The sequence below is a fragment of the Microbacterium sp. FW305-3-2-15-F-LB2 genome, from assembly GCF_058787255.1.
Genome location: NZ_JBYSZO010000001.1, coordinates 2404358 through 2427949, shown reverse-complemented (window position 1 = coordinate 2427949; position 23592 = coordinate 2404358). Strand labels below are relative to the sequence as shown.

Sequence of the window (23592 nt, the reverse complement as noted above, 5' to 3'; positions counted from 1 at the left end):
CGGGGTGGCCCGACTCGCCACAATGAGGAATGCACGGCCCGCCCCGATGCGCAAACGGTGGCGTCATGCGGCGCGGCCCGCGACTCTGGAGGTCAGAAGTGGGTTCAGGCGCGTCGTTGTCCTCAGCTCCGCTCGACTCGGAGTGCAATCCGACGTCTCGTGCCCGCGCAGGACGGTCCCATCATGGGCAAGTTCATCTTCGGCAGCACTCTCAAGATCGACATTGACGACCGCGTCCTGGCTCATCTGCAAACCGTGATCCTTTCGAAGGTGCGCCGAGGCGAAGCATTCTCCTTCACGTGGAAAGACGACCTCAGTACGGGTGGCGGACGCACCACCGTCTACATCCACGCCCATTCCGCCATGGCATTCAAGTACCAGGGCAGCCGCCACCCGACGCTCAACCCGGCGTGGCTGCACGACCTCAGCCACCATGCGCAAAGCCGGCGCGGTCTGTACGTCTGCCCGGAGCCCGACCGCGAGGCTGTGAACGAGGTGATCCAGAGCCCTATGCAGTTTCGGATAGCGGAATTCAGCCGCTGACTCTCGCCTTCTGGATCGCTCCGCCTCGCGTGCAGGGAGGGCCACACCAATGTCAGCGTTCCACGCCTCCCACGTCCCGTGGCCGGCCGCCTCGCTCCCGATCGCGGATGGGATTCTCGTCGGCCTCGCGATCGCTGGCGATGTCTCCGCATTCCGGGCGCTCGCTGTTCGGCATGGCCCGGCGATGATGAGCGCGGCCACCCGGATCGCGGGGACCCCTATCGAAGCCGACGACGCCGTCCAAGAAGCGTTCGTCATCGCGTGGAAGCGTTTGCTGCAGCTGCGGGAGCGAGAACACGTGCGGGGATGGCTCATCCAAATCGCCACGCACCAGGCGCTCACCCGCCAGATGGCTCACGCCGAAGCTCGACGCCGGCGAGCCGCTCGCAGAAGCGATCGCCGAGCTGTCGTGCCAGGCTGAGCACCGGAGCGTCCCCGCTCGCGCCCCCAGCTCCCCGGGAGATGAACATGGACTTCATCGGGCACATCATCGCCGCAGTTGAGCGTTACTGGGCGGACGAGGTGCAGGTCCTCGGTATGTGGCCAGAGGGACCGGAGGTCGCATGCGTCGTCTACCGCCGCACCGTCGATCCGACCGTGACCTTGGGGCGACGATTCGAGTTCGACTCGGACGCGGCAGATGGCACCGTGCAGGGCTTCGCTCTCGATATCGCGATCGATCTTGCCGAGCCGATCGGCACCGCGAACCACTCCTCCCCGGACCGGCACGGCATCATCTGGGTAGCAGTCCGCGACCCACAGCAGACACCTCAACTGCCGGATGACATCGCTCGCCGACTCTCAGCGCGCCGCGATGGATGATGTGGATCCTCGCCCCCGGGCGGACGTCGCGTCCGTGATCCACTGCGAGCAACCTTTATCTCAAGGCAATTTGTTCGAGTAAGACAAGTCTGGTGGGCCCCGTGGGGCTCGAACCCACGACCCGCGGATTAAAAGTCCGATGCTCTACCGACTGAGCTAGAGGCCCGTGGCATCCACCCTACCGGCGGTCGCGGGGTGCCAGCGTCCACGAACGGCCCCGACGGGCCCGCGCGAGACCCGCGCCGCGGCTGCTGCGTGCAGGTCAGAGAAACCCCTCACCGCCGCCCCTGCGCCACGACCCAGAACAGGTACGCCCCACCGACGACGCCGGTGAGCAGCCCCACCGGGATCTGCAGCGGAGCGAGCGCCCGCTGGGCGATGACGTCGGCGACGAGCAGCACCGTCGCGCCGGTCACCGCCGACGCGAGAAGAGGGATACCGCTCGACCCGGTCACACGCCGGGCGAGCTGCGGCGCGGCGAGGGCGACGAAACCGATCGGCCCGGCGACGGCCGTTGCGGTACCGGTGAGCAGGGCCGCGACCACGATGAGGAACAGCCGGACACGGCCCAGCCGGACGCCCAGGGACCGCGCCGTGTCGTCGCCCAGCTCGATTGCGCGGACGTCGCGGTGCACCACCGCGATACCCACAGCGAGCACGCCGACGGACACCGCGAGCGTCAGCACGTCCGCCCCCGACGTCGCCGCGAGACTGCCGTATAGCCACTGGCTCGCGTTGCGAGCGATCTCGAGCGGCGCGCGGGTGAGCAGGTAGTCGTTGACCGCGGCGAGGAGGATCGCCAGCGCGATGCCCGCGAGAATCGTGCGCTCCTTCGACACCCCCGCGCTGCGCGCGATGAGCATCACGACCGCAACCGTGAGCAGCCCGCCGATCCAGGCTCCGGCGGCGGGCGACGCGGTCGGGGCGATGAGAGTGAGGCCGATCAGCGCGCCCGTGGCCGACCCCGCGCTGAAGCCCACGATGTCGGGACTCGCGAGCGGATTTCGCGCGAGCGTCTGGAACACCGCCCCCGCCAGCCCCAGCGCCGCCCCGATCAGCAGCGCTGCCGCGATACGCGGCATCCGCATGCCCACGACGACGAGAGTCGTCCGGGCCTCGCCGGTTCCCTGGAGAGCGGATGCCACCTCCGCCGGCGACGCCTGGAACGAGCCGGTCAGTACGCCGACGACCGCCGCGGCGAGGGCGATCGCAAGGGTAACCGCCACAGCGACGCCGTATCGGATGCGACGACGAGACCGCACGCGATGCACGGCGCTGGTCACGACGTCGTCCTCCGCAGGACGAGCCACAGCAGCAGCGGCGCGCCGAGGAACGCGGCGACGATGCCCGCCTCGACCTCCGCGGGCACGGCGATCACACGTCCGATCACGTCGCTCGCGAGTGTCACCGTCGCGCCGGTGAGGGCGGCGAGGGGGAGCTGGGCGCGCAGGTCGGCGGGGCCGGCGCCGCGGACGGTATGCGCCACGAGCAGACCGATGAACGCCAGCGGCCCTGCGGCCGACGTGGCCGTCGCGCAGAGCAGCGTGATCGCGATCCCGGATGCCACGAGCACGACAGCGGGCGAGACGCCGAGCGCGCGCGCCAGGTCTGTGCCGAGGCGGAGTTGGTCGAGGCCGCGCGCGACGACGACTGCGAGGACGAGTCCGACCACCGCGAAGGGCAGGAGCTGCACGGCGACGTCGGCGTCGCGGCGCTCGAACGACCCCACCGCCCAGAAACGGAACGACTCGAACGTGTCGTCGTCGGCCAGCGTGATGATGCGGACCACGGCGCTCAGGCACGCGCTCAGCGCGACGCCGGCCAGGACGAGCCCCACCGCGCCTCCACGGCCTCCCGGGCGCGCCGCGAGATACACCGCCGCGGCGGCGCCCGCCGCTCCGGCGAAAGCGAACCAGACGTATCCGCCCGCGGTTCCGACACCGAAGAACGCGATCGCCACGACGACACCCACCGCCGCTCCGGCGTTGACCCCGAGGAGGCCGGGGTCGGCGAGAGGGTTCCTCGTTGCCGCCTGCATGAGAACCCCCGCGACACCGAGGGCAGAGCCGGCGAGCAGTGCGGTGAGGGTGCGGGGGAGCCGCAGCTCGTGGACGATGACGCCCGTGGCATCCCGTCGATCCGAGACGAGGGCGGCGATCACATCGGGGAACGCGAGCGGACGGGATCCGACCGCCAGGCTCGCGACGACGAGGGCCAGCAGCAGGGCGCACACCGTGACCGTGACGACCACCGCGCGCACGTGCCGTTGCCGCCGCCGGACAGCGACGAGTGTCGCCGCGGGAGGAGCTCCCACGTCAGTCAGCGGCATGTAGATAAGGCTAACCTAACCCCATGTCGTTCCTTCGTTTCCCGTCTTCCCGCTTCCGTTCCCGAGGACGTCTCGCCGTGTCCGCGGCGAGCATCGGCGCGTTGCTCGCCCTCGCCGGCTGCGCCTCCGCCGCGCCCGCCCCCGCGCTGCCCGATGCGGAGGCCGGCTCCACGGGCGAGTGGGTCGTGTCGCGCGACCTCGAGCCCGGCATGGGATCGAGCGAAGCGGACGGGGTCTTCCCGCGCGAGGTCACGCATTTCGCGGGAACGACCGAGATCCCCGCCGCCCCCGAGCGCATCGCCGTGGTGTCGACGGGTCAGCTGGATGCCGTTCTCAGCCTCGGTGAGGTCCCGGTGGCGGCCACGCGGGCCGAGAACAGCGGCCTCGTGCCGCAGTACCTGCGCGACGCCTTCGCCGCCGATGCGGCCGGGCTCGACGCCATGGCCGATATCGGAGAGCGCACCGAGCCCGACCTCGAGGCGATCGCTCAGGCGGCCCCCGACCTGATCCTCATCAACTCCACGCGCGGTAACGAGATCTTTGACGCGCTCTCGGCGATCGCGCCGACGGTCGTCACCAAGGGCAACGGCGTGAACTGGAAGAGCGACTTCCTGCTCATCGCCGACGCGCTCGGCGAGGAGGGTGCTGCGCGAGGCGTCCTGGACTCCATGCAGTCCGACAGCGCGACGTTCGCGCAGACGCTGCCGGGAACGGCCCCGACGGTGTCGTTTCTGCAGTCCACCGGCGATCGCACGCGAATCATGGGCGTGCCGTCCTTCGTGGGCGGCCTCGCAGAAGACCTCGGTCTCCGGCGACCGGAATCGCAGCGTTTCGACGAGACCTCGCAGGACATCAGCGCCGAGCAGATCGACCTCGCGGACGCCGACCACGTCTTCTACGGCGGCACCGGCCAGGGCGTCGCGTTCATCGAAACGGCGCCGCTGTGGTCGACGCTGAGCGCGGTGACCGATGGGCAGACCACGACGGTCGACTTCGATCCGTGGTTCATGAATGCCGGGCCCACGGCGGCCCGCCTCGTCCAAGACGAGATCGTTCGCGTCGTCGGCGGCTGAACGCACAAAGGAGCGAGCGCCGGACCCCCTCGCCTGGGGTCCGGCGCTCGCCGTCAGGTCCGATCGTTCATCGACCGGTCGGATGCGTGATGATCACGCTCCGAGAATTACATCGGGGGCATCAGCACCGAGTCGATGAGGTACACGGTCGCGTTGGCGGTCTGGACGCCACCGCAGATGACGTTGGCGTCGTTGACCTTGATCGAGTCGCCCGAGCCGGAGACGGTGACGTCCTGGCCCTCGACGGTGGTGTGGGTGCCGTCGATCTCGTCCGGGGTGATCTGGCCGGGAACCACGTGGTACGTGAGGATCTTGGTCAGCGTGGCTGAGTCGGTCTTCAGCGAGTCGATCGTGGCGGCGTCGATCTTCGCGAACGCGTCGTCGACGGGAGCGAACACGGTGAACTCGCTTCCGTTCAGCGTGTCGACCAGGTTGACGTCGGGGTTCAGCTGGCCGCTGACGGCAGCGGTGAGCGTGGTCAGCAGCGGGTTGTTCGAGGCGGCGACCGCAACCGGGTCGGCAGCCATGCCGTCGACCGAACCGGCGCCCGAGGGAACGGCGGCAGCGTAGTCGGCGCAACCGGGGCCCACGAGGTTGGCGGCCGGGTCCATCATGCTCGACGAGGCCGAGGGGGAGGCGGCCATCGAGGGAGCCGACGAGGACTCCTCGGTGGTGCCGCCGGCGGTGGTGGAACCACCCGAACATGCGGTGAGAGCGAAGGCCGAACCCAGAACGAGGGCGAGACCGGCGACGACAGGCTTCTTCTTGGTGAGCATGACATTCCTCCGAAATCGTTCGGACCGCGTCTGCGACCCGTTAGGACACCCCGGTGCGAGGGGCGGTTCGCCGTGTTGCGGCGTACACAGGGTCTTCGGGACCCCCTCCGGTTCGGATTGCGGTTTGTTGCGAATTCGCGTGAGGAGTGGCAAGAAATCCCAGGTCGGACGGTCGAAAATATTCTTTGGAATATTTCCAGGGATGCCGACCAGGTGCCTCGGTGCCGGCGATTCGCCTCGGCCGGGTCACGGTTGCGTACCTCATGCGCGCCACGCGCGCACGGGGAAGGGAAGTACCCGTCGCGTGCGGCATGCTGGGATTCATGGTGATCGACGGTTTCTCCCTCCCCGATGACGGGGCGGACCACGTCGACCACGTCGGAGAACTGCTGCAAAGAGTCGCCACGGGCGACCGCAATGCCTTCGCCGAGCTGTACGACACGCTGTCTGCTCGCGCGTTCGGTCTCATCCTGCGAGTTCTCGTCGACCGGTCGCAGAGCGAGGAAGTCCTCCAGGAGGTCTTCCTGGAGATCTGGCAATCCGCCTCGCGCTTCACTCCGAACAGAGGACAGGGAAGGTCGTGGGTTCTCACGATCGCGCACCGACGAGCGGTGGACCGCGTGCGGTCTTCGCAGTCGAGCAGCGATCGCGATGTGCGCGCAGGCTTCCGGAATATCGACGTCGCCTACGACGATGTCTCAGAGAACGTAGAACTCAAGATCGAAGGGCGGCGCGTCGTGGATGCACTCGCGACGTTGCCCGACGCACAGAAGGAAGCACTCACGCTCGCCTACTTCGGCGGGTACAGCCAGAGTGAAATCGCTACTCTCGTCGGAGCGCCGCTCGGTACGGTCAAGACCAGGATGCGTGACGGATTGTCGCGCTTGAGAATGGAAATGGGGGTGGACAAGTGAACGAGAGGGATTTCGCCGACCTCGCTGCCGGTCACGCGTTGAACGCGCTGTCGGAAGCAGATGAACGCGCGTACCAGGAGGCTTTGGCGGGCAACCCCCACTGGTCCTCCCACGTTCGGGATGCCGCTGACGCCGTCGCCGCGATCAGCGCGACGGTCGAGCCCGTCGAGCCGCCGGCATCCATTCGCGCTTCTCTTCTGGCGCGCATCACCGACCTCCCGCAGCTGTCGCAGGCAGAGCCCGAGCGCAACTCAGACGACGTCGAGGACTTCGCCGCCGCCGGACCCGCTCCGGTCGAGTCCGAACTCGAAGCCGTGACCGCGGGACCCCCCGCCGGAGCGGGCTGGGGCCCGCGCCGCTGGTTCACCCTCGCCGCCTCCATCGTGGCGGTTCTGGTCCTCGGCTTCGGCGCCGTGACCATCGGCCAGCAGCTCACGCGCCCGGCGTCGCTCGTCGCACTCGAGCAGGTGACGACCGCGCCGGACGCGCAATCGGCCAGCACGACCATGCCCGACGGTGGCGTCGTCACCGCGCACTGGTCGGCCTCCACGGGCCAGAGCGTGCTCGTGACCGACGGCATGCCCGCGCTCTCCACGGACCAGACGTACGAGCTGTGGTTCGTCCGCGACGACACCCCCATCGCGGCGGGGATCTTCTCGACGGATGCCGAGGGCCGGGCGACCGCGATCCTGCAGGGGCAGTTCCACTCCGGCGACGTCATCGCCGTGACGGTCGAGCCCGCGGGTGGGTCGCCCGACGGCACACCGAGCTCTGCGCCTGTCGTCGCGCTGGCCACGGCCTGAACGATCGCTGTCCCGGCCCGGCCGGACGCGCGCACGCTCTAGCCTGGAACGATGAGCGATTCCCCTCGCGATTTCCACAAGCCCGTACGGCGTCCCGCCGAACTGTTCGACCGCCTGTTCGCCGCGGAAGACCCGGCCGAGGTGTCGCGCGTCGCGCACAGCACGGCTCAGGCCCTGCTGTCGCGCGTCCGCGCTGATCCGACGGGCGATGTCGTCGAACGGCTCGTGACGTTCACCGATGACCACGGCATCGACGACATCGCCGAGCTCTGGTCACGTTCGCCTGCCCGGTCGCTCCCCGGAGCGCTCTGGCGGCTCTACCTGCTGCAGCTGATGATCCACGACGATGCGGCGACGGCAGCGCTCCTGTTCGAGCGGGGGCGCGTCGAGATGGCGACCGTCGACCCGGTGGTCGTGGGCGCACCGGCCCCCGCGGGTCCGGAGGAGCTCGTGCAGCTCATCGACACGATCCTGCGCGGCCTGTTCGAGGGCGACTTCGCGGTGGCGCTCGAACGCGCCGCGGCATTCTGCCGCGTTCAGGCATCGGGGGCCACGCACGTGGCCGACGACTACGAGAACACCGAGTCCGAGAGGGCGAGCGCACTGACCACGCGCGCCCTCCGGCTGTCGACCTACGCCGATGATTTGGCCGCGGCGGCGACCCTGTGGCGCCGGGACGCGCTGACCTGACTCGCGGAGGGAGCGCCCCGCCGCGGCGCCGTCAGGGCAGAAAAGTGCCGGGCCGCAGAACGCCTCTCGGCGCAAGGCCGCTCACAGCGGCAGAAGATGGAGCCCGGGGTTACTGCGGCCCGGCTATGCAAGTGTAACAAGCGGGGCACCTCGGCATTCCCTCGCGCGGGGTGGTTGACGCGGCCCGGGCGTGTCGGTACGAGGGCATAGGGTCGATCCATGGCTTGGCGTTTCGCTCTCGTGATCGACCCTCTGGCATCCGACATCCGGCGAGACGACTTCTCCGACACGTTCACGGTCATCGACCCGGACGGTCCGGCACTGCGCGTCGGCGACCTCAGCGCGCAGCGGGGTGACGGCGTCTTCGAGTCGATCGGTGTGATCGACGGACACCCGCAGGAGGTCGGCCCGCACCTGGCACGACTCGCTCACTCCGCGGGCCTGTGCGATCTGCCCGAGCCGAATCTCGCGCAATGGCGGGGCGCGATCGAGCGCGTCGCCGCCGAGGCTCCGGCGGGGGAGAGCGTCATCAAGCTCATCCTCAGCCGCGGCGTCGAGCACGGCCCGACACCTACGGCCTGGGTCACCCTCGCCGACGCCCCCGACAGCGCTCGTGCGCGAACGGAGGGCGTCCGCATCGCGACGCTCGACCGCGGCTATGCGTCGGACGTCCCGGCGCGAGCGCCCTGGCTCCTCCTCGGTGCCAAGACGCTGTCTTATGCGGTGAACATGGCCGCCCTGCGCGAAGCCCGGCGCCGCGGCGCCGACGACGCCGTGTTCGTCACGAGCGACGGTTACGTGCTCGAGGCGCCCACCGCCTCCGTCGTCCTCCGCTTCGGAGACCGATTCGTCACGCCGACGCCCAACGCGGGCATCCTGCACGGGACGACCCAGCTGAGTCTGTTCACCCACCTCGAGCAGCGAGGCTTCGAGGCCGTGTACGAGACGGTGGCCGTGGCCGATCTGGCCCGGGCGGATGCCGCCTGGCTCCTGTCGAGCGTGCGCCTGGCCGCTCCCATCGCCGCCGTGGACGGGCACCCCAAGGCCGTCGACCGCGCCGTGACGGACGAGCTCAACGCGTACCTGCTCTCTCCCCGCGACTGACCGCGGAAACGACGATAGCCCCGCGAAGCGGGGCCATCGTCGGAAGCAGGGAATTACCCGAAGCGACCCGAGACGTAGTCCTCCGTCGCCTGGACGGTGGGGGCCGTGAAGATCGTCGCGGTGTCGTTGTACTCGATCAGCTTGCCCGGCTTGCCGGTGCCGGCGATGTTGAAGAACGCCGTCTTGTCGCTCACGCGCGAGGCCTGCTGCATGTTGTGCGTGACGATGACGATCGTGTACTGGTTCTTCAGCTCGGAGATGAGCTCCTCGATCGCGAAGGTCGAGATCGGGTCGAGCGCCGAGCAGGGCTCGTCCATCAGCAGCACGTCGGGGGACACCGCGATCGCGCGGGCGATGCACAGGCGCTGTTGCTGACCGCCGGAGAGGCCACCGCCCGGCTTGTCGAGACGGTCCTTGACCTCGTTCCACAGGTTCGCGCCCTGCAGCGACTTCTCCACGAGCGCGTCGCCGTCGCTCTTGGAGAGGCGCTTGTTGTTCAGCTTCGCGCCGGCCAGGACGTTCTCGCGGATCGACATCGTCGGGAACGGGTTCGGGCGCTGGAACACCATGCCGACGTGACGGCGCACGAGCACGGGGTCGACGCCGGGTCCGTACAGGTCGTCGCCGTCCACGAGGACGCGTCCCTTGACGTGACCGCCGGGGATGACCTCGTGCATGCGGTTCAGGGTGCGGAGGAATGTGGACTTGCCGCAGCCCGACGGGCCGATGAAGGCCGTGACGGTGCGGGGCTGGATGTCGATCGAGACGCCCTCTACCGCGAGGAAGTCGCTGTAGTAGACGTTGAGGTCTTCGACCTCGATGCGCTTGGACACGGGGGCCTTCCTGGGATCAGCGCGCCTTCGGTGCGAACACCGAGGCCACGATGCGGGCGATCAGGTTGAAGATGACGACGAGCACGACCAGCAGGAACGCGGCGCCCCAGGCCTGGGCCTGGGAGGCGTCGATGTTCTGCCCCGGGAAGCTGTACGCGGTGTACGCCATCACGGGAAGGGTCTGCATCGGACCGTCGAACGGGTTGGAGTTGAAGTTGTCGGTGAAGCTGGCGGCGATGAAGATCGGCGCCGTCTCGCCGACGACGCGGGCCACGGCGAGCACGACACCGGTGATGATTCCGCTCGCGGCGGTGCGCAGCACGACCTTCACGATCGTCGCCGATCGCGGCACGCCGAGCGCGAGCGAGGCTTCGCGCAGATCGGCGGGCACCAGACGCAGCATCTCCTCGGTGGAGCGGATGACGATGGGGATCATCAGCACGCAGAGGGCGATGGATGCCGAGAACCCGCTGAACGCCTTGGGGCCCACGATCAGTGCGAAGAACGAGAACGCGAACAGACCGGCGACGATCGAGGGGATACCCGTCATGACATCGACGAGGAAGGTGATCGTGCGACGCAGCGGGTTGGTCGGCAGTGCGTACTCGACAAGGTAGACCGCGGCCAAGATACCGATCGGCACCGAGATGAGGGCGGCGATACCGGTGATGATGAGCGTTCCCACGATGGCCTGAAGGGCACCCGGCGTGGCGACGACCTCCAGCGTCTCGGGGTCGAACGCGCTGCCGCCCGTCTGTGTGATGAAGGTCCAGTTCACGACCTCGAGCCCCTTGGACACGACGGTCCACAGCGTCGAGATGAGGGGGGCGACAGCCAGGAGGAAGGCCGCGGTGACGAGGCCACGGACCACGCGATCGACGGCCTTGCGCCGGCTCTCGACGATGGACGACCCGACCCCGATCGCGATCAGGTAGAGCACCGCGGTGAGGATCAGCCAGCTCGGAAGGTGGAAACCGCCGAGGAGGAACTGCACGGCGGCGACGAGCACCGCGACACCGAGCAGCATGATCGGCTCGATGAAGCGCGGGAGCTGGCCGCTGGTGAGCGCCAGGGGCGGGGATGCCGTCGACACCTTCGACGGGCTCTTGGTGGTGGTCACGAGCGCTTCCCCTTCTTGCGACCCTTCGCCCCCGGGCCAGTCGCGCCGATGATGTAGCGGGCCAGGATGTTCACCGCGAGCGACACCACGAACAGCATCAGACCGGTGCCGATGAGCGCGGAGCGCTGCAGGTCGGTGGCGATGGGGAAGTTCAGCGCGATGTTGGCGGCGATCGTCTGGGAGTTGTAGCCGTCGGTGAGGATCAGCACGGAGTAGATGAGGCTGGGCGAGATGATGAGCGCGATGGCCATCGTCTCGCCGAGTGCGCGGCCGAGGCCGAGAAGAGTGGCCGACACCATGCCGCTACGGGCGTAGGGGAAGACCGAGAGGCGGATCATCTCCCAGCGCGTGGCGCCGAGGGCCAGCGCGGCCTCTTCGTGCAGACGCGGGGTCTGCAGGAAGATCTCGCGCGTGATCGAGGTGACGATCGGGAGGATCATGACGGCGAGGACCACCGAGCCGGTGAGCAACGTCGACCCGGTGCTGGACGGGGAACCGGCGAAGAGCGGGATCCAGCCGAAGTACGTGTTGAGGAACTCACCGAGCGGGATCAGCAGCGGGCGCATCACGATGATGCCCCACAGGCCGAAGACGATCGAGGGGACCGCCGCGAGCAGATCGACGATGTAGCCGAGCGCCCCGGCGATGCGGCGGGGCGCGTAGTGCGAGATGAACAGCGCGATCCCGATCGCCACCGGGGTGCCGAGCACCATGGCGATCAGAGCCGCCCAGATGCTTCCCCACAGGAGCGGTCCGACGTACTCCCAGAAGTTCGTCCACGAGCCGTTCTGGTAGCCGGCGAGGTCGCCCTGCGTCCAGTCACCGGTGATCGCGGGGAGTCCCTTGATGATCAGGAAGATCGCGACGCCCGCCAGGATGATCATGATCGAGACGGCGGCTGTCATCGACAGGCCGAGGAAGGCGGTGTCCCCGGCGCGGCGCTTGCCGACGATCGTGGAAGGGCCCCCGGCCGGGGGAGCAGAGACGGTGTCAGCCACGGCTGACCTCGCGCTCGGCAGTGGTCATGGTGTGCTCCTCGGGTCGGGATTCTCTCTGAGGATGATCGGGCTCAGCGGAAGCGTCGACGCGGACGTCGACGCTCCTGATCAGCCCGAACCGGCCCGCACCAGGGTGCGGACCGGTTCGGATCCGAGAGATGTTTACTTGATCGCCTCAAGCGTCTTCGCGGCGTCCGCGAGGACCGACTCGGGGAGCGGAGCCGAACCAGCGTTCTTCGCGGCGACCTGCTGGCCGAGCGTGCTGGTGACGAAGCCGAGGTACGACTTCACGAGCTCGGCCTGCTTGGTGTCCTTGAACTCGGTGCAGGTGATGGCGTACGAGACCAGCGGGATCGGGTACGTCTCGGCGGTCAGCTTGGTGTAGTCGAACTTCTTCGACAGGTCACCGGGAACGCCGTTGTCGGCGTCGACGGCCGCAGCCGCGAAGGTCGCCGTGACGGCCTCGGGGCTGTAGGGGATGGCCGTGCCGTCCTGGATGATCGCGGCCGAGTTCAGGTCGCCGATCGCGGAGTGGTCGGCGTAGCCGATCGTGCCGGAGCCGGCCTTGACGGCCTCGACGACACCCGAGCCACCCTTCTGCTTCGACACGTTGCCCTCGATCGGCCAGTCCTTGCCGGCGGGCGAGGTCCAGACCGACGACTGCGTCGCGGCGAGGTAGTTGGTGAAGTTCTGCGTGGTGCCCGAGCCGTCCGAGCGCGCAACCGTGGTGATGGGGCCGGCGGTGAGGGCCGTGCCGTTGTCCTTGGTGATGGCCGGGTCGGACCAGTCGGTGATCTGCAGCGCGAAGATCTTCGCGATGGTCTCGCCGCTGAGCTTGAGCTCGGTCACGCCGGGGATGTTGAAGATGATCGCGACACCGTCGAGGTAGACCGGGATGTTCACGCCACCGTCGGTGCAGAGCGCCTGCGACTGCGTGGTCTGGTCGGCGTTGAGGGGCGAGTCGGAGCCGGCGAAGTCGTACGCGCCGCTGAGGAAGTTGGTGACACCGCCGCCGGAGCCCTGCGACTTGTCGTAGTTGATGGTCACGCCCTTGGCGGTGGCGTTGTAGGCGCTGGTCCAGGCGGCCTGCGCGTTGGCCTGGGCGCTGGACCCACCGGCCGTGATGGTGCCGGCGAGGCTGGGGTCGATCGTGAACGCCACGTCCGAGGAGGAAGCGGACGGAGACGACTCCGTGGTGCCTCCGCTGGAGGAGGCGCAGCCGGCGAGGGCAAGAGAGGCCACGGCGGCCACGGTGCCCAGCTGGGCGAGTCGGGAGAGCTTCACTGTGTGAATCCTTCGCATGTCGGGGACACGAACCCGGTGCAGGGTTCTCCCGCACGGTAAACACCGTCCCTTACGAGAGTGCGTTGCACGGGTGAACGGAAGGTGAACCGGTGCCGCCGTTCCGGGGTGTTTTCCTCGCCTGTGTACGCTTCACCCCCGTGACGACCCCCGCGAATCCCGGCCAAGAGCTGCTCGACCGTACGAGCTTCGCCGCGCCGGCGCGCACGCTCATCGACATCCTCGCCGACGTGGCATCCCGGTATCCGGAGGCCTCGGCGATCGACGACGGTTCGGGGGCCCTCAGCTACCGCGAGCTCCTGGCGCGCGTGTGGCGCACCGCCGCGGCGCTGCACGCGGGCGGGGTGCGCCGCGGCGATCGTGTGGGTGTCCGGATGCCCTCCGGCTCGAAGGAGCTGTACGTCTCGATCCTGGCCGTCATGGCGGCCGGTGCCGCGTACGTCCCGGTGGATGCAGACGACCCGGACGAGCGCGCACGCCTGGTGTTCGGGGAGGCCGGGGTGAAGGGGATCATCGCCGGCGACGGAGAGTTCGTCGCGGGCGACGAGGCGCTGGTCCGCCTCTACGACGGCGAAGCGCCGCACCCGAGCACGAGCGCGGTGCCGATCGTCGCGCCGCCGACCGTCGACGACGACGCCTGGATCATCTTCACGTCGGGCTCGACCGGGGTGCCCAAGGGTGTGGCAGTCTCGCACCGATCCGCGGCGGCGTTCGTCGAGGCGGAGGGGCGCCTGTTCCTGCAGGGCGACCCCCTCGGCCCCGGCGACCGTGTCCTCGCGGGACTCTCGGTGGCCTTCGACGCCTCGTGCGAAGAGATGTGGCTCGCCTGGGGCCACGGGGCGTGCCTCGTGCCGGCGCCGCGCTCCCTCGTGCGTTCGGGCGAGGATCTCGCGCCGTGGTTGCTCCGCCAGGGCATCTCGGTCGTTTCGACCGTTCCGACTCTCGCGGCGATGTGGCCGGCGGACTCGATCGAGAACGTCCGCCTGCTCATCTTTGGCGGCGAGGCCTGCCCGCCCGAGCTCGCCGCGAGACTCGTCGCCGACGGTCGAGAGGTCTGGAACACCTACGGGCCCACCGAGGCGACGGTCGTCGCGTGCGCGGCGCTCCTGGACGGGACACCCCCGGTCCGCATCGGTCTGCCGCTGGACGGGTGGGCCCTCGCGGTCGTCGATGCCGACGGGCGGCCGGTGGCCGAAGGCGAGGCGGGCGAGCTGATCATCGGGGGAGTGGGCCTCGCCCGCTACCTGGATCCGGCGAAGGATGCCGAGAAGTACGCGCCGATGCCGACGCTCGGGTGGGAGCGCGCCTATCGCTCCGGCGACCTCGTCCGATTCGAGAGCGCGGGCTTGGTCTTCCAGGGGCGCGCCGACGATCAGGTGAAGGTCGGGGGCCGTCGCATCGAGCTCGGCGAGGTCGAGTCGGCGCTGCAGGACCTCCCGCAGGTCCACGCGGCGACGGTCGCGGTGCGCACCACCGAGGCGGGGGTTCCCATCCTCGTGGGATACCTGGTGATGGAGGAGGGCGCCGAGCTCGACCGAGCCGCCGCCCGCGCCGCGCTCGCCGAGCGCCTGCCCGCCGCGACCATTCCGCTGTTGGGTGTGGTCGATGAACTCCCCGTCCGCACCTCGGGCAAGGTCGATCGGGCCGCGCTGCCCTGGCCGCTTCCCGGGGTCGACGCGCCGACCCCCACCGACTTCTCCGCCGATGAGCAGTGGCTCGCCGAGCAGTGGCAAGCGGTGCTGGGGCTTCCCGTCACCGACCGGAAGTCCGACTTCTTCGACCTCGGTGGCGGGTCGCTGTCCGCGGCGCAGCTCGTCTCTCGCATCCGTGTCCGCGTTCCGGAGTTCTCCGTCGCCGACATCTACGACGTCCCCCGTCTCGGCGCGATGGCGAAAGCCCTGGGCCCGCAACTCACCGACGACGCTCCGGCCGCTTTCCACCGGCCGACGCCGACCCCCCGCGCGACGCAGTGGGTGCAGACCCTTCTCGGCGCGCCGCTGTTCATCCTTTCGGGCGTGCGCTGGTTGCTCTATCTGTTGACCGCCTCAGCGATTCTGCGGCTGGTCCCGGGCTTCGACGTGCTGCCCTCCATCCCCTGGCCGGTGCTGCTGATCGGCCTCCTGGTGTTCGCGACGCCGTTCGGCCGCATGGCGATCGCTGTCGTGTCGGCGCGTCTTCTCCTGGCCGGTCTCCGACCCGGCGATTACCCCCGGGGAGGGGGCGTGCACGTGCGGCTCTGGCTGGCGGAGCAGATCGCCGCCCAGGTGGACGCCGTCGGCCTCGCGGGTGCACCGTGGGTGTCGTACTACGCTCGCGCCCTCGGTGCCCGTATCGGCCGCAACGTCGACCTTCACGCCCTGCCGCCGGTCACCGGCATGCTCGTCATAGGGGACGGCGCGTCGATCGAGCCGGAGGTCGATCTCACCGGCTACTGGATCGACGGCGACCTCGTCCGCATCGGCGAGGTGCGGATCGGGGCGGAGGCCACGGTGGGAGCGCGCTCGACCCTCGCCCCGGGCACGCGCATCGGTCGTCGCGCCGAGATCGCGCCCGGTTCCGCCGTCTTCGGACGCGTCAAGGCCGACCAGTCGTGGGCGGGCTCGCCCGCCGCGCGCGTCGGCGGTACGGCGAAGGGCTGGCCGACGGAGCGGCCGTCCGCTCCCACGCGGTGGCTGTGGGCCTACGCCGCGTCCGCCGTGATGCTCGCCGTCCTGCCCCTGCTGTCCTTCGCCGTCGGCGGTCTCGTCGTGGCACAGGGCATGCGGGGTGCCGAGTCGCTCGCGGCTGCGACCGGGGCGGCCTTCGTCTGGCTCGTGCCGGGCGTCGCCGTCACGGGTCTGGTGTTCGCGGCATCCGTCGTCCTGCTCGTGCGCGTCTTCTCGATCGGGCTGGTGGAGGGCACCTTCCCCGTGCGCAGCCGGGTCGCCTGGCAGGCGTGGACCATCGAGCGGCTGCTCGACTCGGCGCGCACCATCCTCTTCCCGCTGTACTCGAGCCTGTTCACACCCGTCTGGCTGCGGATGCTGGGCGCTCGCGTCGGCCACGACGTCGAGGCATCCACGGTCCTGCTCCTGCCGACGATGGCACGAATCGAGGACGGCGCCTTCCTGGCGGACGACACGATGGTCGCGTCGTACGAACTGCGCGCCGGGTGGATGCGCATCGGCCCCGTGCGCATCGGCAAGCGGGCGTTCCTCGGCAACTCCGGCATGGCCGCGCCGGGCCACCGGGTGCCGCGCGACGGCCTCGTCGCCGTACTCTCGGCGGCGCCGCTCAAGGCGAAGCCGGGGTCGTCGTGGCTCGGTTCGCCGGCCGTGCGGCTGCGTCGGCTGTCGGCCGAGGGCGACGAGTCGCGCACGTACCGTCCGACGCCGGGGCTGCGGCTCGCACGCGCACTGTGGGAGTTGGGGCGCTTCATCCCCGTCGTCGTGACGTGCGCGATCGGACTCGGCGTCCTCTTCACGCTCGCGGGCCTCTGGGAGACGACCGGTCCGGTATGGACATTGCTCCTCTCGGGACTCGTGCTGCTCGCCGCGGGCGCCCTCGCCGCGGCCGTCTCGACGGCGGCGAAATGGGTGATCGTGGGCGTCATCCGGGCGGGGGAGCAGCCGCTGTGGTCGAGCTTCGTGTGGCGCACCGAGGTATCGGACACGTTCACCGAGATGGTGGCGGCGCCGTGGTTCGCCCGTGCCGCCGCGGGAACGCCCGCGCTGGCGGTCTGGCTGCGGAGTCTGGGCGCCCGCATCGGCCGCGGGGTGTGGTGCGAGAGCTACTGGCTGCCCGAACCGGATCTGGTGACTCTCGGTGACGCGTCGACGGTCAACCGCGGGTGCGTCGTCCAGACCCACCTCTTCCATGATCGAATCATGAGTATGGACACCGTCGAGCTCGAACCCGGTGCGACCCTCGGGCCGCACAGCGTGGTGCTCCCCGCATCGACCCTCGGGGCGCACGCGACCGTCGGTCCCGCGTCCCTCGTGATGCGCGGCGAGACCGTCCCCGTCGGTTCGCGGTGGAGCGGCAACCCCATCGGACCCTGGCGCGCCGTGAAGGTGCGCGCCTATCAGTCGACCACGTGAGCGGCGGCGACCTGTACGCCCCGCAGAGCGGCGATGACGGATACCGCGTCGAGTCGTACGACCTGACGCTCGACTACCGCGTCCGCACGAACCGTCTCGAGGGAAGCGCCACGATCCGCGCGACCGCCGCGGCCGATCTGTCCGCGATCGTGCTCGACCTCGTGGGACTGCGCGCGACGCGCGCCCGCGTCGACGGTGCCCCCGCACGGTTCTCCGCTTCGGCGGGGAAGCTCCGCGTCGTGCCGCCGCGGCCGATCGCGGCCGGCGATCCGTTCGCTGTCGAGGTCGTCTACGCGGGGGCGCCCGCCCCACGCCGGTCCCGCTGGGGAGCGGTCGGCTGGGAGGAACTCACCGATGGCGCGCTCGTCGCGGGCCAGCCGACCGGCGCGCCCACCTGGTTCCCCTGCAACGACCGCCCCGATGATCGAGCGCGGATGACGATGCGGATCACGGTCGACGACGGCTACACCGTCGCGGCCACCGGTGTGCCCGCTGCCACGACTCGTCGCGGGGGCCGGGCGACCACCGTCTTCACCTCCGACGTCCCGACCGCGACCTATCTGGCCGCGGTTCATGTGGGGCGATACCGGACGCGTCCCCTGGCCCGTTCGGGGGCCGGCGTCGTACCGGCGGTGACCGTCACCGCGCCTCCCGCCCTCTTCGCCGCCGCGGACCGTGCGTTCGCGGCCGTCCCCGAGATGCTCCGTACCTTCGACGGACTGTTCGGCCCGTACCCGCAGGAGGCCTGCGCGCTCGTCGTGACGGCCGACGAGCTGGAGATCCCCCTGGAGGCGCAGGGACTCGCCGTGTTCGGCATGAACCACCTCGTGCCGGCGGCGCAGCGTCTCATCGCGCACGAACTGGCCCACCAGTGGTTCGGCAACAGCGTCGGAATCGCGCGGTGGAGCGACATCTGGCTCAACGAAGGCTTCGCCTGTTACGCCGAGTGGCTGTGGTCCGAGGCATCCGGCGGACGCTCGGCCGACGACTGCGCGCGCAGCCACTTCGCCCGCCTCTCCACCAAGCCGCAGGATCTGCTGCTCGTCGATCCCGGTCCCGACGACATGTTCGACGACCGCGTCTACAAACGCGGAGCGCTCGCGCTCCATGCCCTGCGGCGGAGCATCGGCGACGGACCGTTCTTCGACCTCGTGCGTCGATGGACGCGCGAGCACCGCCACGGACTCGTGACCACCGACGATTTCCGCGCCGCGGTCCTCTCGGCCGGTGGACCGGACGCCGCCGAGATGTTGTCGCGCTGGATCGACCGCGTGGAGCTCCCGCCGCTGCCCTGACGCGGTCAGCCCAGGGCCACCGCGAGGAGCACCCCGGGGGGACCGGGGATGTCCCAACCGGCCACGGGCGGGTCATCGTCGATGCGGGCGCTCCAGGGGGCACCGTCGGCGATCGCGCGGACCTGGACCCGGGCCGGATCGACGGTGAGCCCGCGCCCGTCGGCTTTCAGCACCGCTTCGACACGTGCCCACGACTGCGCGTCGCCCCGCGGCAGGACGCGTTCGAGTCCCGAGGCCGCGGCGGGGACGGCATCCAGTCCGAGGCGTGCGTTCCCCGGACCCGCGATCGCGAACGCCCACCCGTCGACGTAGGACACCGACACCGTGGCATCCGTCCCCACCACCCGGATGCGACCGTGGTCGCCGCCGCACGACGCGCATCGCGAGACGAACGTCGCTCCGGGGAGGAGCTCGGCCAGCAGCGCCCGCGAAACCGAACGGCGAGGCTCGCCCGCGGGAACGCGGCGCCACGCGAGCCGAATCCCGGCGGGGAGTGTCACACCTGCGGCTCGTGCGTCTCGATCGCGACGATCCCCGAACCGGGGTGCGCGACCGGAATGTGCGCCACGGAGAACGCCGCGGGTTCGAGTGCTGACGAGCTGCCCAGATACGAGCCGCGCATCGTGCCGGTCGCCAGAGCCAACTCGTGCATGATGTCGGGAAGCACCGGTCCGTGGCTGACGACCACGACCGGCTTGCGCAGACGCACGCGTTCGCCGACGACAGAGCGGGCGTCGCTGCGCCCCTCTTCCCACGCGTCCTGGCTGATGGCCTCGGTCAGCTCGATGCGCTGAGCGAGGGCCGCCGACAGCGGGACCGCCGTGCGCACGCAGCGCTCGGCCGGGCTGGAGACGATCCGTCGGACCCCGAAGGCGAGCAGCGGCCCGACGATCGCGTTCGCCTGCCGCCGACCGCGCGGCGTCAGCGGTCGAGCGGTATCCGTGCCGTCCCACTCCTCGCGCGAGCGGGCCTTCGCGTGGCGAAGGGCGATCACGGGGAAGGTCGGCAGTGCCAGTTCGTCGATGAGACGGACGAACTCATCGAGGATCTCGATGTCGACCGGATAGCTGAGGTGCTTGCGCGCCTTCTTCACGCTGACCCACTCGATCGCCGCGATCTCCTTGTTCGGCACGAACGTCGACGTCCGCACCGCGGCATCGGTCGCTTCCGCCGCCCAATAGTGGACGATCTTCGTGCGGGAGCTCGGCATCCGGTATCGCGAGACTCCGACGGGGACGCCGAGGGCGACCCGGATGCCGGTCTCCTCGCGGATCTCGCGCACGGCGGTCTCGGCGAGCGTCTCCCCGGGGTCGACCTTGCCCTTGGGGAGCGTGACGTCGCGGTACTTGGTGCGGTGGATCAGCAAGACGCGGTACTTGCCCTCGACCATGCGCCAGACCACGCCCCCGGCAGCGTAGACGGCCGTTTCCGTCACCGAGCCGCCCGGGAACGTCGCTTGCGCTGCACCATTGCCATGGTGTGCTCCTGCAGGTCGATCAGCGGAGTGCCCTCGGCATCCACGCTGTGCCGGACCCACTCGCCCTCCGGGCCGAGGTGCCACGAACTCGTTCCCTCGTCCATCGCGAGGTCGAAGAGGTCGGACAGCTCCTGGATCTGCTTCGGATCGACGACCCGCACCAGCGCCTCGACGCGACGGTCGAGGTTGCGGTGCATCATGTCGGCGCTGCCGATGAAGACCTGCGGGTCGCCGTTGTTGACGAAGGTGAAGATGCGCGAGTGCTCGAGGTAGCGACCGAGGATCGACCGGACTCGGATGTTCTCGCTCATGCCCTCGACGCCGGGCTTGATGGAGCAGATGCCGCGCACCCACACCTCGACCGGCACCCCGGCCTGGCTCGCCCGATACAGCGCGTCGATGATCTGTTCGTCGACCATCGAGTTGACCTTGATCCGCACACCCGACGGCTTGCCTTCGAGGGCGTTGACGCGCTCGCGTTCGATGTGCCGGAGCAGACCCTTCCGCAGGTGCAGAGGGGCGACCAGCAGGCGCTTGAACTTCTTCTCGATCGCGTACCCGCTGAGCTCGTTGAACAGGCGCGTGAGGTCGCGGCCGACCTGGTCATCGACCGTGAACAGGCCGAAGTCCTCGTAGATGCGGCTGGTCTTCGGGTTGTAGTTGCCCGTCCCGACGTGGCTGTAGTGACGCAGGCGCCCCTCCTCCTCGCGGATGACGAGGGCGAGTTTGCAGTGCGTCTTGAGTCCCACGAGGCCGTAGACGACGTGGACGCCGGCCTTTTCCAGCTTGCGGGCCCACACGATGTTGTTCGCCTCGTCGAAGCGCGCCTTCACCTCGACGAGCGCCAGAACCTGCTTGCCGGCCTCGGCGGCGTCGATGAGCGCCTGGACGATGGGGCTGTCGCCCGACGTGCGATACAGCGTCTGCTTGATGGCCAGGACGTTCGGGTCTTTCGCCGCCTGTTCCAGGAACGCCTGGACGCTGGTGGCGAACGACTCGTACGGGTGGTGGACGAGGACGTCGGCCTTGCGGATCGCACCGAAGATGTCGGCGCGGCTGCTCTGCTCGGGAGGCTGGAAGGGGAGGGCCGTCTTCGGCACGTGCGGCGGATAGTGCAGGTCGGGGCGGTCGATGCGCGAGATGTCGAACAGTCCGCGCAGGTCGAGGGCACCGGGGAGGCGGTACACCTCCTGATCGGTGATGTCCAGCTCGCTGAGGAGGAGATCGCGCGTCAGGTCGTCCATGTCGTCGGTGATCTCGAGGCGGATGGGCGGCCCGAATCGGCGGCGCAGCAGCTCGGCCTCCAGCGCCTGGATGAGGTTCTCGGTCTCGTCCTCCTCGATCGTGACGTCTTCGTTCCGGGTGAGGCGGAAGGCATGGTGATCGAGGACTTCCATGCCCGGGAACAGGTCGCCCAGGTGGTTGGAGATGAGTTCTTCGAGGGGTAGGTACCGCACACCGGGACCGTCGCCCGGCACCTCGACGAAGCGGGGGAGCATCGGCGGCACCTTGAGTCGCGCGAACTCCTGACGACCCGTGCGCGCGTTGCGGATGCGGATGGCGAGGTTCAGGGACAGGCCCGAGATGTAGGGGAACGGGTGTGCCGGGTCGACCGCGAGCGGCATGAGGACCGGAAAGACGTTGCGCTGGAAGTATTCGGTGAGGCGCGCGGAGGAGTCCTCGTCGAGCGAATCCCAGGACACAACCTCGATCCCGGCCTCGGCGAGGGCAGGCCGCACCTGATCGGTCCACACGCCCGCGTGGCGGAGCTGCAGGCGGTGCGCCTCGGCGGAGATGTCGGCGAGCACATCCAGCGGGGCGCGTCCGACATTCGTCGGCACGGCCAGACCGGTGACGATGCGGCGCTTGAGGCCGGCCACGCGGACCATGAAGAACTCGTCGAGGTTGCTCGCGAAGATCGCCAGGAAGTTGGCGCGTTCGAGAACCGGAACGGTCGGGTCCTCGGCGAGTTCCAGCACGCGCTGGTTGAACGACAACCAGCTGACCTCGCGGTCGAGGTAGCGGTGGTCGGGGAGCTGTTCGTCCTCGGCCTCGACGGCCTCGTCGAAGTCGTCGTCGTCCGCGTCACCGAGGCCCGCGTCCAGCACGTCGTGTTCGATCATTCCCTCATCATTGCAGGGGTCGATGACGTGCGCGTGAACGGTTGCGCGGAGGGGGTCAGGAGGACGTCGCGGAAACGGGCGGCTGATCGTCCTCGTACACGTTGAACCGGTAGCCGACGTTGCGCACGGTGCCGATGAGCTGCTCGAGGTCGCCGAGCTTGGCGCGCAGGCGGCGGACGTGGACGTCGACCGTGCGGGTGCCGCCGAAGTAGTCGTATCCCCACACCTCACTGAGCAGCTGCTCACGCGTGAACACGCGGGACGGATGGGTGGCGAAGAAGTGCAGGAGCTGGAACTCCTTGTAGGTCAGGTCGAGCGGCTTGCCGTGGACCTTCGCCGAATACGACGACTCGTCGATCGTGATGCCGGACGTGGAGATGCGCGACGAAACCTGCTCGGCGCTGCGGCGACCCATCGCCAGGCGGATGCGGGCGTCGATCTCGGCGGGCCCGGCGCCGACCAGCACGACGTCATCCACGCCCCAGTCGGTCGAGACGGCGGTGAGTCCGCCCTCCGTCACGATGATGACGAGAGGGGCTTCCATCCCGGTCGTCGTCAGGATCTTGCACAGCGACTTGGCGCCGACGAGGTCGACGCGCGCGTCGACGAAGACGACGTCGGCGCTCGGGGCGTTGACCAGCTGCGCCGGTTCGGCCGGGATCTGCCGCACGCGATGGCTCAACAATTCGAGCGCGGGCAACGCCGCACCACCGCCGGGGGCGGAGCTGAGAACGAGAAGCTGAGCCAAACGGACCTCCCAGTGCGGTCCTGCCGCACCCGCCCATCTTAGGGGGGAGCCGCGCGGTCGTGCCGTCACCCCCGCCGCCGCCCGCGTCGCGGCGCGCCTCGCGCATCCTCCTCGCGCGCCGATGGGCCGGTGTGCGCGATGATGGACGGTATGTCGACTCCCGACCTCGCGCCGCGCCGCACGTTCGGCGGCATCGTCGCCGTCTGGGTGCTCGCCCTCGTGGCCGGCCTCGCGATCGGGCTGTTCGTTCCCACCGACCTGCACGCCCCGTGGATCACGGTCGCGCTGGGGGGATGCGTCATCGCCGCCTTCGCCGTGCAGCTCTGGTACGGACGCTCGCAGGCGTTCATCCAGCGGGTCGCGGCGAGCGTCCTGGGAGCCGTCGTCGTGCTGGGTCTCATCACGGCCGCATTCGGGCTGGCATCCATCGTTCCCCGATAGAGTTGTCGCATGGATCTCCTCGCGCTCGAACTCTTCTTCGTGGGACTTCTCGGTCTCGCCTCGCTGGCGATCGCCTTCGTCTCCGGCACCGTCATCTGGAACCTCTATCGCGGTCAGCGCTG

The 23592-nt window shown here is 69.5% G+C and carries 22 protein-coding genes and 1 tRNA gene; 11 read left to right on the top strand and 12 right to left on the bottom strand.

Annotated features, from left to right (window positions below):
* Window positions 1-183: 183 nt before the first annotated feature.
* The 3 genes from AC3WLZ_RS11770 to AC3WLZ_RS11760 are packed head-to-tail and all read left to right on the top strand — an operon-like array spanning window position 184 to window position 1365.
* Window positions 184-543, top strand: a complete 360-nt coding sequence (locus AC3WLZ_RS11770; RefSeq protein WP_492470134.1) for a DUF7882 family protein — start codon at window positions 184-186, stop codon at window positions 541-543.
* A gap of 49 nt (window positions 544-592) precedes the next feature.
* The gene (locus AC3WLZ_RS11765; protein WP_492470133.1) at window positions 593-964 is read left to right on the top strand and encodes an RNA polymerase sigma factor; all 372 of its coding nucleotides are present in this window, start codon (window positions 593-595) and stop codon (window positions 962-964) included.
* A gap of 47 nt (window positions 965-1011) precedes the next feature.
* The gene (locus tag AC3WLZ_RS11760; RefSeq protein WP_492470132.1) at window positions 1012-1365 is read left to right on the top strand and encodes a hypothetical protein; all 354 of its coding nucleotides are present in this window, start codon (window positions 1012-1014) and stop codon (window positions 1363-1365) included.
* A gap of 90 nt (window positions 1366-1455) precedes the next feature.
* Here AC3WLZ_RS11760 and AC3WLZ_RS11755 read toward each other — a convergent pair.
* The 3 genes from AC3WLZ_RS11755 to AC3WLZ_RS11745 form a co-directional block, all read right to left on the bottom strand.
* Window positions 1456-1531 (bottom strand) — tRNA-Lys (locus AC3WLZ_RS11755).
* 109 nt (window positions 1532-1640) lie between these two features.
* A complete protein-coding gene (locus AC3WLZ_RS11750; protein ID WP_492470131.1) occupies window positions 1641-2648 on the bottom strand; it encodes a FecCD family ABC transporter permease in 1008 nt (335 codons plus the stop codon).
* Window positions 2645-3694, bottom strand: a complete 1050-nt coding sequence (locus AC3WLZ_RS11745; protein WP_412925114.1) for a FecCD family ABC transporter permease — start codon at window positions 3692-3694, stop codon at window positions 2645-2647. Before AC3WLZ_RS11745 ends, AC3WLZ_RS11750 begins: the two co-directional genes overlap by 4 nt.
* Before the next feature lie 23 nt (window positions 3695-3717).
* Between AC3WLZ_RS11745 and AC3WLZ_RS11740 the strand changes: the two genes are divergently transcribed.
* Window positions 3718-4767, top strand: coding sequence for an iron-siderophore ABC transporter substrate-binding protein (locus AC3WLZ_RS11740; protein ID WP_492470130.1), 1050 nt, complete (start codon window positions 3718-3720; stop codon window positions 4765-4767).
* 107 nt (window positions 4768-4874) lie between these two features.
* Here AC3WLZ_RS11740 and AC3WLZ_RS11735 read toward each other — a convergent pair whose 3' ends face one another.
* Window positions 4875-5543, bottom strand: coding sequence for a fasciclin domain-containing protein (locus AC3WLZ_RS11735; RefSeq protein ID WP_412925112.1), 669 nt, complete (start codon window positions 5541-5543; stop codon window positions 4875-4877).
* Window positions 5544-5854: 311 nt separating this feature from the next.
* On the opposite strand from AC3WLZ_RS11735, the gene sigK reads away from it, so the two are divergent.
* The 4 genes from sigK (at window position 5855) to AC3WLZ_RS11715 (ending at window position 9054) form a co-directional block, all read left to right on the top strand.
* Complete coding sequence (sigK, locus tag AC3WLZ_RS11730) at window positions 5855-6457, top strand: ECF RNA polymerase sigma factor SigK (RefSeq protein ID WP_492470980.1); 603 nt, start codon at window positions 5855-5857, stop codon at window positions 6455-6457.
* A complete protein-coding gene (locus tag AC3WLZ_RS11725; RefSeq protein ID WP_492470129.1) occupies window positions 6454-7260 on the top strand; it encodes an anti-sigma factor in 807 nt (268 codons plus the stop codon). The genes sigK and AC3WLZ_RS11725 overlap by 4 nt, the downstream gene beginning before the upstream one ends.
* A 51-nt stretch (window positions 7261-7311) precedes the next feature.
* On the top strand, window positions 7312-7950 hold the full coding sequence (locus AC3WLZ_RS11720; protein WP_492470128.1) for a DNA-directed RNA polymerase subunit beta: 639 nt from the start codon (window positions 7312-7314) through the stop codon (window positions 7948-7950).
* 219 nt (window positions 7951-8169) lie between these two features.
* Complete coding sequence (locus AC3WLZ_RS11715) at window positions 8170-9054, top strand: aminodeoxychorismate lyase (RefSeq protein WP_492470127.1); 885 nt, start codon at window positions 8170-8172, stop codon at window positions 9052-9054.
* A 53-nt stretch (window positions 9055-9107) separates the two neighbouring features.
* Here the strand turns inward: AC3WLZ_RS11715 and pstB are convergent, their stop codons facing one another.
* The 4 genes from pstB to AC3WLZ_RS11695 form a co-directional block, all read right to left on the bottom strand.
* Entirely contained in the window at window positions 9108-9887 is a 780-nt protein-coding gene (gene pstB / locus AC3WLZ_RS11710) for a phosphate ABC transporter ATP-binding protein PstB (RefSeq protein WP_138172720.1), read from the bottom strand.
* A 16-nt stretch (window positions 9888-9903) separates the two neighbouring features.
* The gene (gene pstA, locus AC3WLZ_RS11705) at window positions 9904-11007 is read right to left on the bottom strand and encodes a phosphate ABC transporter permease PstA (protein ID WP_412925108.1); all 1104 of its coding nucleotides are present in this window, start codon (window positions 11005-11007) and stop codon (window positions 9904-9906) included.
* Window positions 11004-12005: a phosphate ABC transporter permease subunit PstC gene (pstC, locus tag AC3WLZ_RS11700; protein ID WP_412925107.1), complete on the bottom strand. Its 1002-nt coding sequence runs from the start codon at window positions 12003-12005 to the stop codon at window positions 11004-11006. The genes pstA and pstC overlap by 4 nt, the downstream gene beginning before the upstream one ends.
* Before the next feature lie 162 nt (window positions 12006-12167).
* Window positions 12168-13289, bottom strand: a complete 1122-nt coding sequence (locus AC3WLZ_RS11695) for a phosphate ABC transporter substrate-binding protein PstS (protein ID WP_492470126.1) — start codon at window positions 13287-13289, stop codon at window positions 12168-12170.
* Between the two features lie 158 nt (window positions 13290-13447).
* Here AC3WLZ_RS11695 and AC3WLZ_RS11690 point away from each other — a divergent pair, with 158 nt between their 5' ends.
* Window positions 13448-17386 (top strand): Pls/PosA family non-ribosomal peptide synthetase, encoded by a 3939-nt coding sequence (locus tag AC3WLZ_RS11690; protein ID WP_492470125.1) that lies wholly within the window; start codon window positions 13448-13450, stop codon window positions 17384-17386.
* Entirely contained in the window at window positions 17383-18681 is a 1299-nt protein-coding gene (locus tag AC3WLZ_RS11685) for a M1 family metallopeptidase (RefSeq protein ID WP_492470124.1), read from the top strand. The genes AC3WLZ_RS11690 and AC3WLZ_RS11685 overlap by 4 nt, the downstream gene beginning before the upstream one ends.
* 5 nt (window positions 18682-18686) lie before the next feature.
* Here AC3WLZ_RS11685 and AC3WLZ_RS11680 read toward each other — a convergent pair whose 3' ends face one another.
* From AC3WLZ_RS11680 to AC3WLZ_RS11665, 4 genes are read right to left on the bottom strand one after another with little or no spacing between them, the layout of a single operon-like run.
* Entirely contained in the window at window positions 18687-19181 is a 495-nt protein-coding gene (locus AC3WLZ_RS11680) for a 4'-phosphopantetheinyl transferase family protein (RefSeq protein ID WP_492470123.1), read from the bottom strand.
* On the bottom strand, window positions 19178-20116 hold the full coding sequence (locus AC3WLZ_RS11675) for an NUDIX hydrolase (RefSeq protein WP_492470122.1): 939 nt from the start codon (window positions 20114-20116) through the stop codon (window positions 19178-19180). Before AC3WLZ_RS11675 ends, AC3WLZ_RS11680 begins: the two co-directional genes overlap by 4 nt.
* Window positions 20113-22281, bottom strand: a complete 2169-nt coding sequence (locus AC3WLZ_RS11670) for an RNA degradosome polyphosphate kinase (RefSeq protein ID WP_492470121.1) — start codon at window positions 22279-22281, stop codon at window positions 20113-20115. Before AC3WLZ_RS11670 ends, AC3WLZ_RS11675 begins: the two co-directional genes overlap by 4 nt.
* Window positions 22282-22336: 55 nt before the next feature.
* Window positions 22337-23029: a winged helix-turn-helix domain-containing protein gene (locus AC3WLZ_RS11665; protein WP_412925100.1), complete on the bottom strand. Its 693-nt coding sequence runs from the start codon at window positions 23027-23029 to the stop codon at window positions 22337-22339.
* 150 nt (window positions 23030-23179) lie between these two features.
* On the opposite strand from AC3WLZ_RS11665, the gene AC3WLZ_RS11660 reads away from it, so the two are divergent.
* Window positions 23180-23470 carry a hypothetical protein gene (locus AC3WLZ_RS11660; RefSeq protein WP_412925099.1) on the top strand — a complete coding sequence of 97 codons (291 nt, stop codon included), beginning with the start codon at window positions 23180-23182 and terminating at the stop codon, window positions 23468-23470.
* Window positions 23471-23592 lie beyond the last annotated feature (122 nt).

What these genes read in the sequence shown, in the direction of transcription:
- AC3WLZ_RS11770 (WP_492470134.1), top strand. Translation starts at nt 184, where the DNA reads ATGGGCAAGTTCATCTTCGGCAGCACTCTCAAGATCGACATTGACGAC.
- AC3WLZ_RS11765 (WP_492470133.1), top strand. Translation starts at nt 593, where the DNA reads ATGTCAGCGTTCCACGCCTCCCACGTCCCGTGGCCGGCCGCCTCGCTC.
- AC3WLZ_RS11760 (WP_492470132.1), top strand. Translation starts at nt 1,012, where the DNA reads ATGGACTTCATCGGGCACATCATCGCCGCAGTTGAGCGTTACTGGGCG.
- AC3WLZ_RS11745 (WP_412925114.1), bottom strand. Translation starts at nt 3,694, where the DNA reads ATGCCGCTGACTGACGTGGGAGCTCCTCCCGCGGCGACACTCGTCGCT.
- AC3WLZ_RS11740 (WP_492470130.1), top strand. Translation starts at nt 3,718, where the DNA reads ATGTCGTTCCTTCGTTTCCCGTCTTCCCGCTTCCGTTCCCGAGGACGT.
- AC3WLZ_RS11735 (WP_412925112.1), bottom strand. Translation starts at nt 5,543, where the DNA reads ATGCTCACCAAGAAGAAGCCTGTCGTCGCCGGTCTCGCCCTCGTTCTG.
- sigK (WP_492470980.1), top strand. Translation starts at nt 5,855, where the DNA reads ATGCTGGGATTCATGGTGATCGACGGTTTCTCCCTCCCCGATGACGGG.
- AC3WLZ_RS11720 (WP_492470128.1), top strand. Translation starts at nt 7,312, where the DNA reads ATGAGCGATTCCCCTCGCGATTTCCACAAGCCCGTACGGCGTCCCGCC.
- AC3WLZ_RS11715 (WP_492470127.1), top strand. Translation starts at nt 8,170, where the DNA reads ATGGCTTGGCGTTTCGCTCTCGTGATCGACCCTCTGGCATCCGACATC.
- AC3WLZ_RS11670 (WP_492470121.1), bottom strand. Translation starts at nt 22,281, where the DNA reads ATGATCGAACACGACGTGCTGGACGCGGGCCTCGGTGACGCGGACGAC.
- AC3WLZ_RS11660 (WP_412925099.1), top strand. Translation starts at nt 23,180, where the DNA reads ATGTCGACTCCCGACCTCGCGCCGCGCCGCACGTTCGGCGGCATCGTC.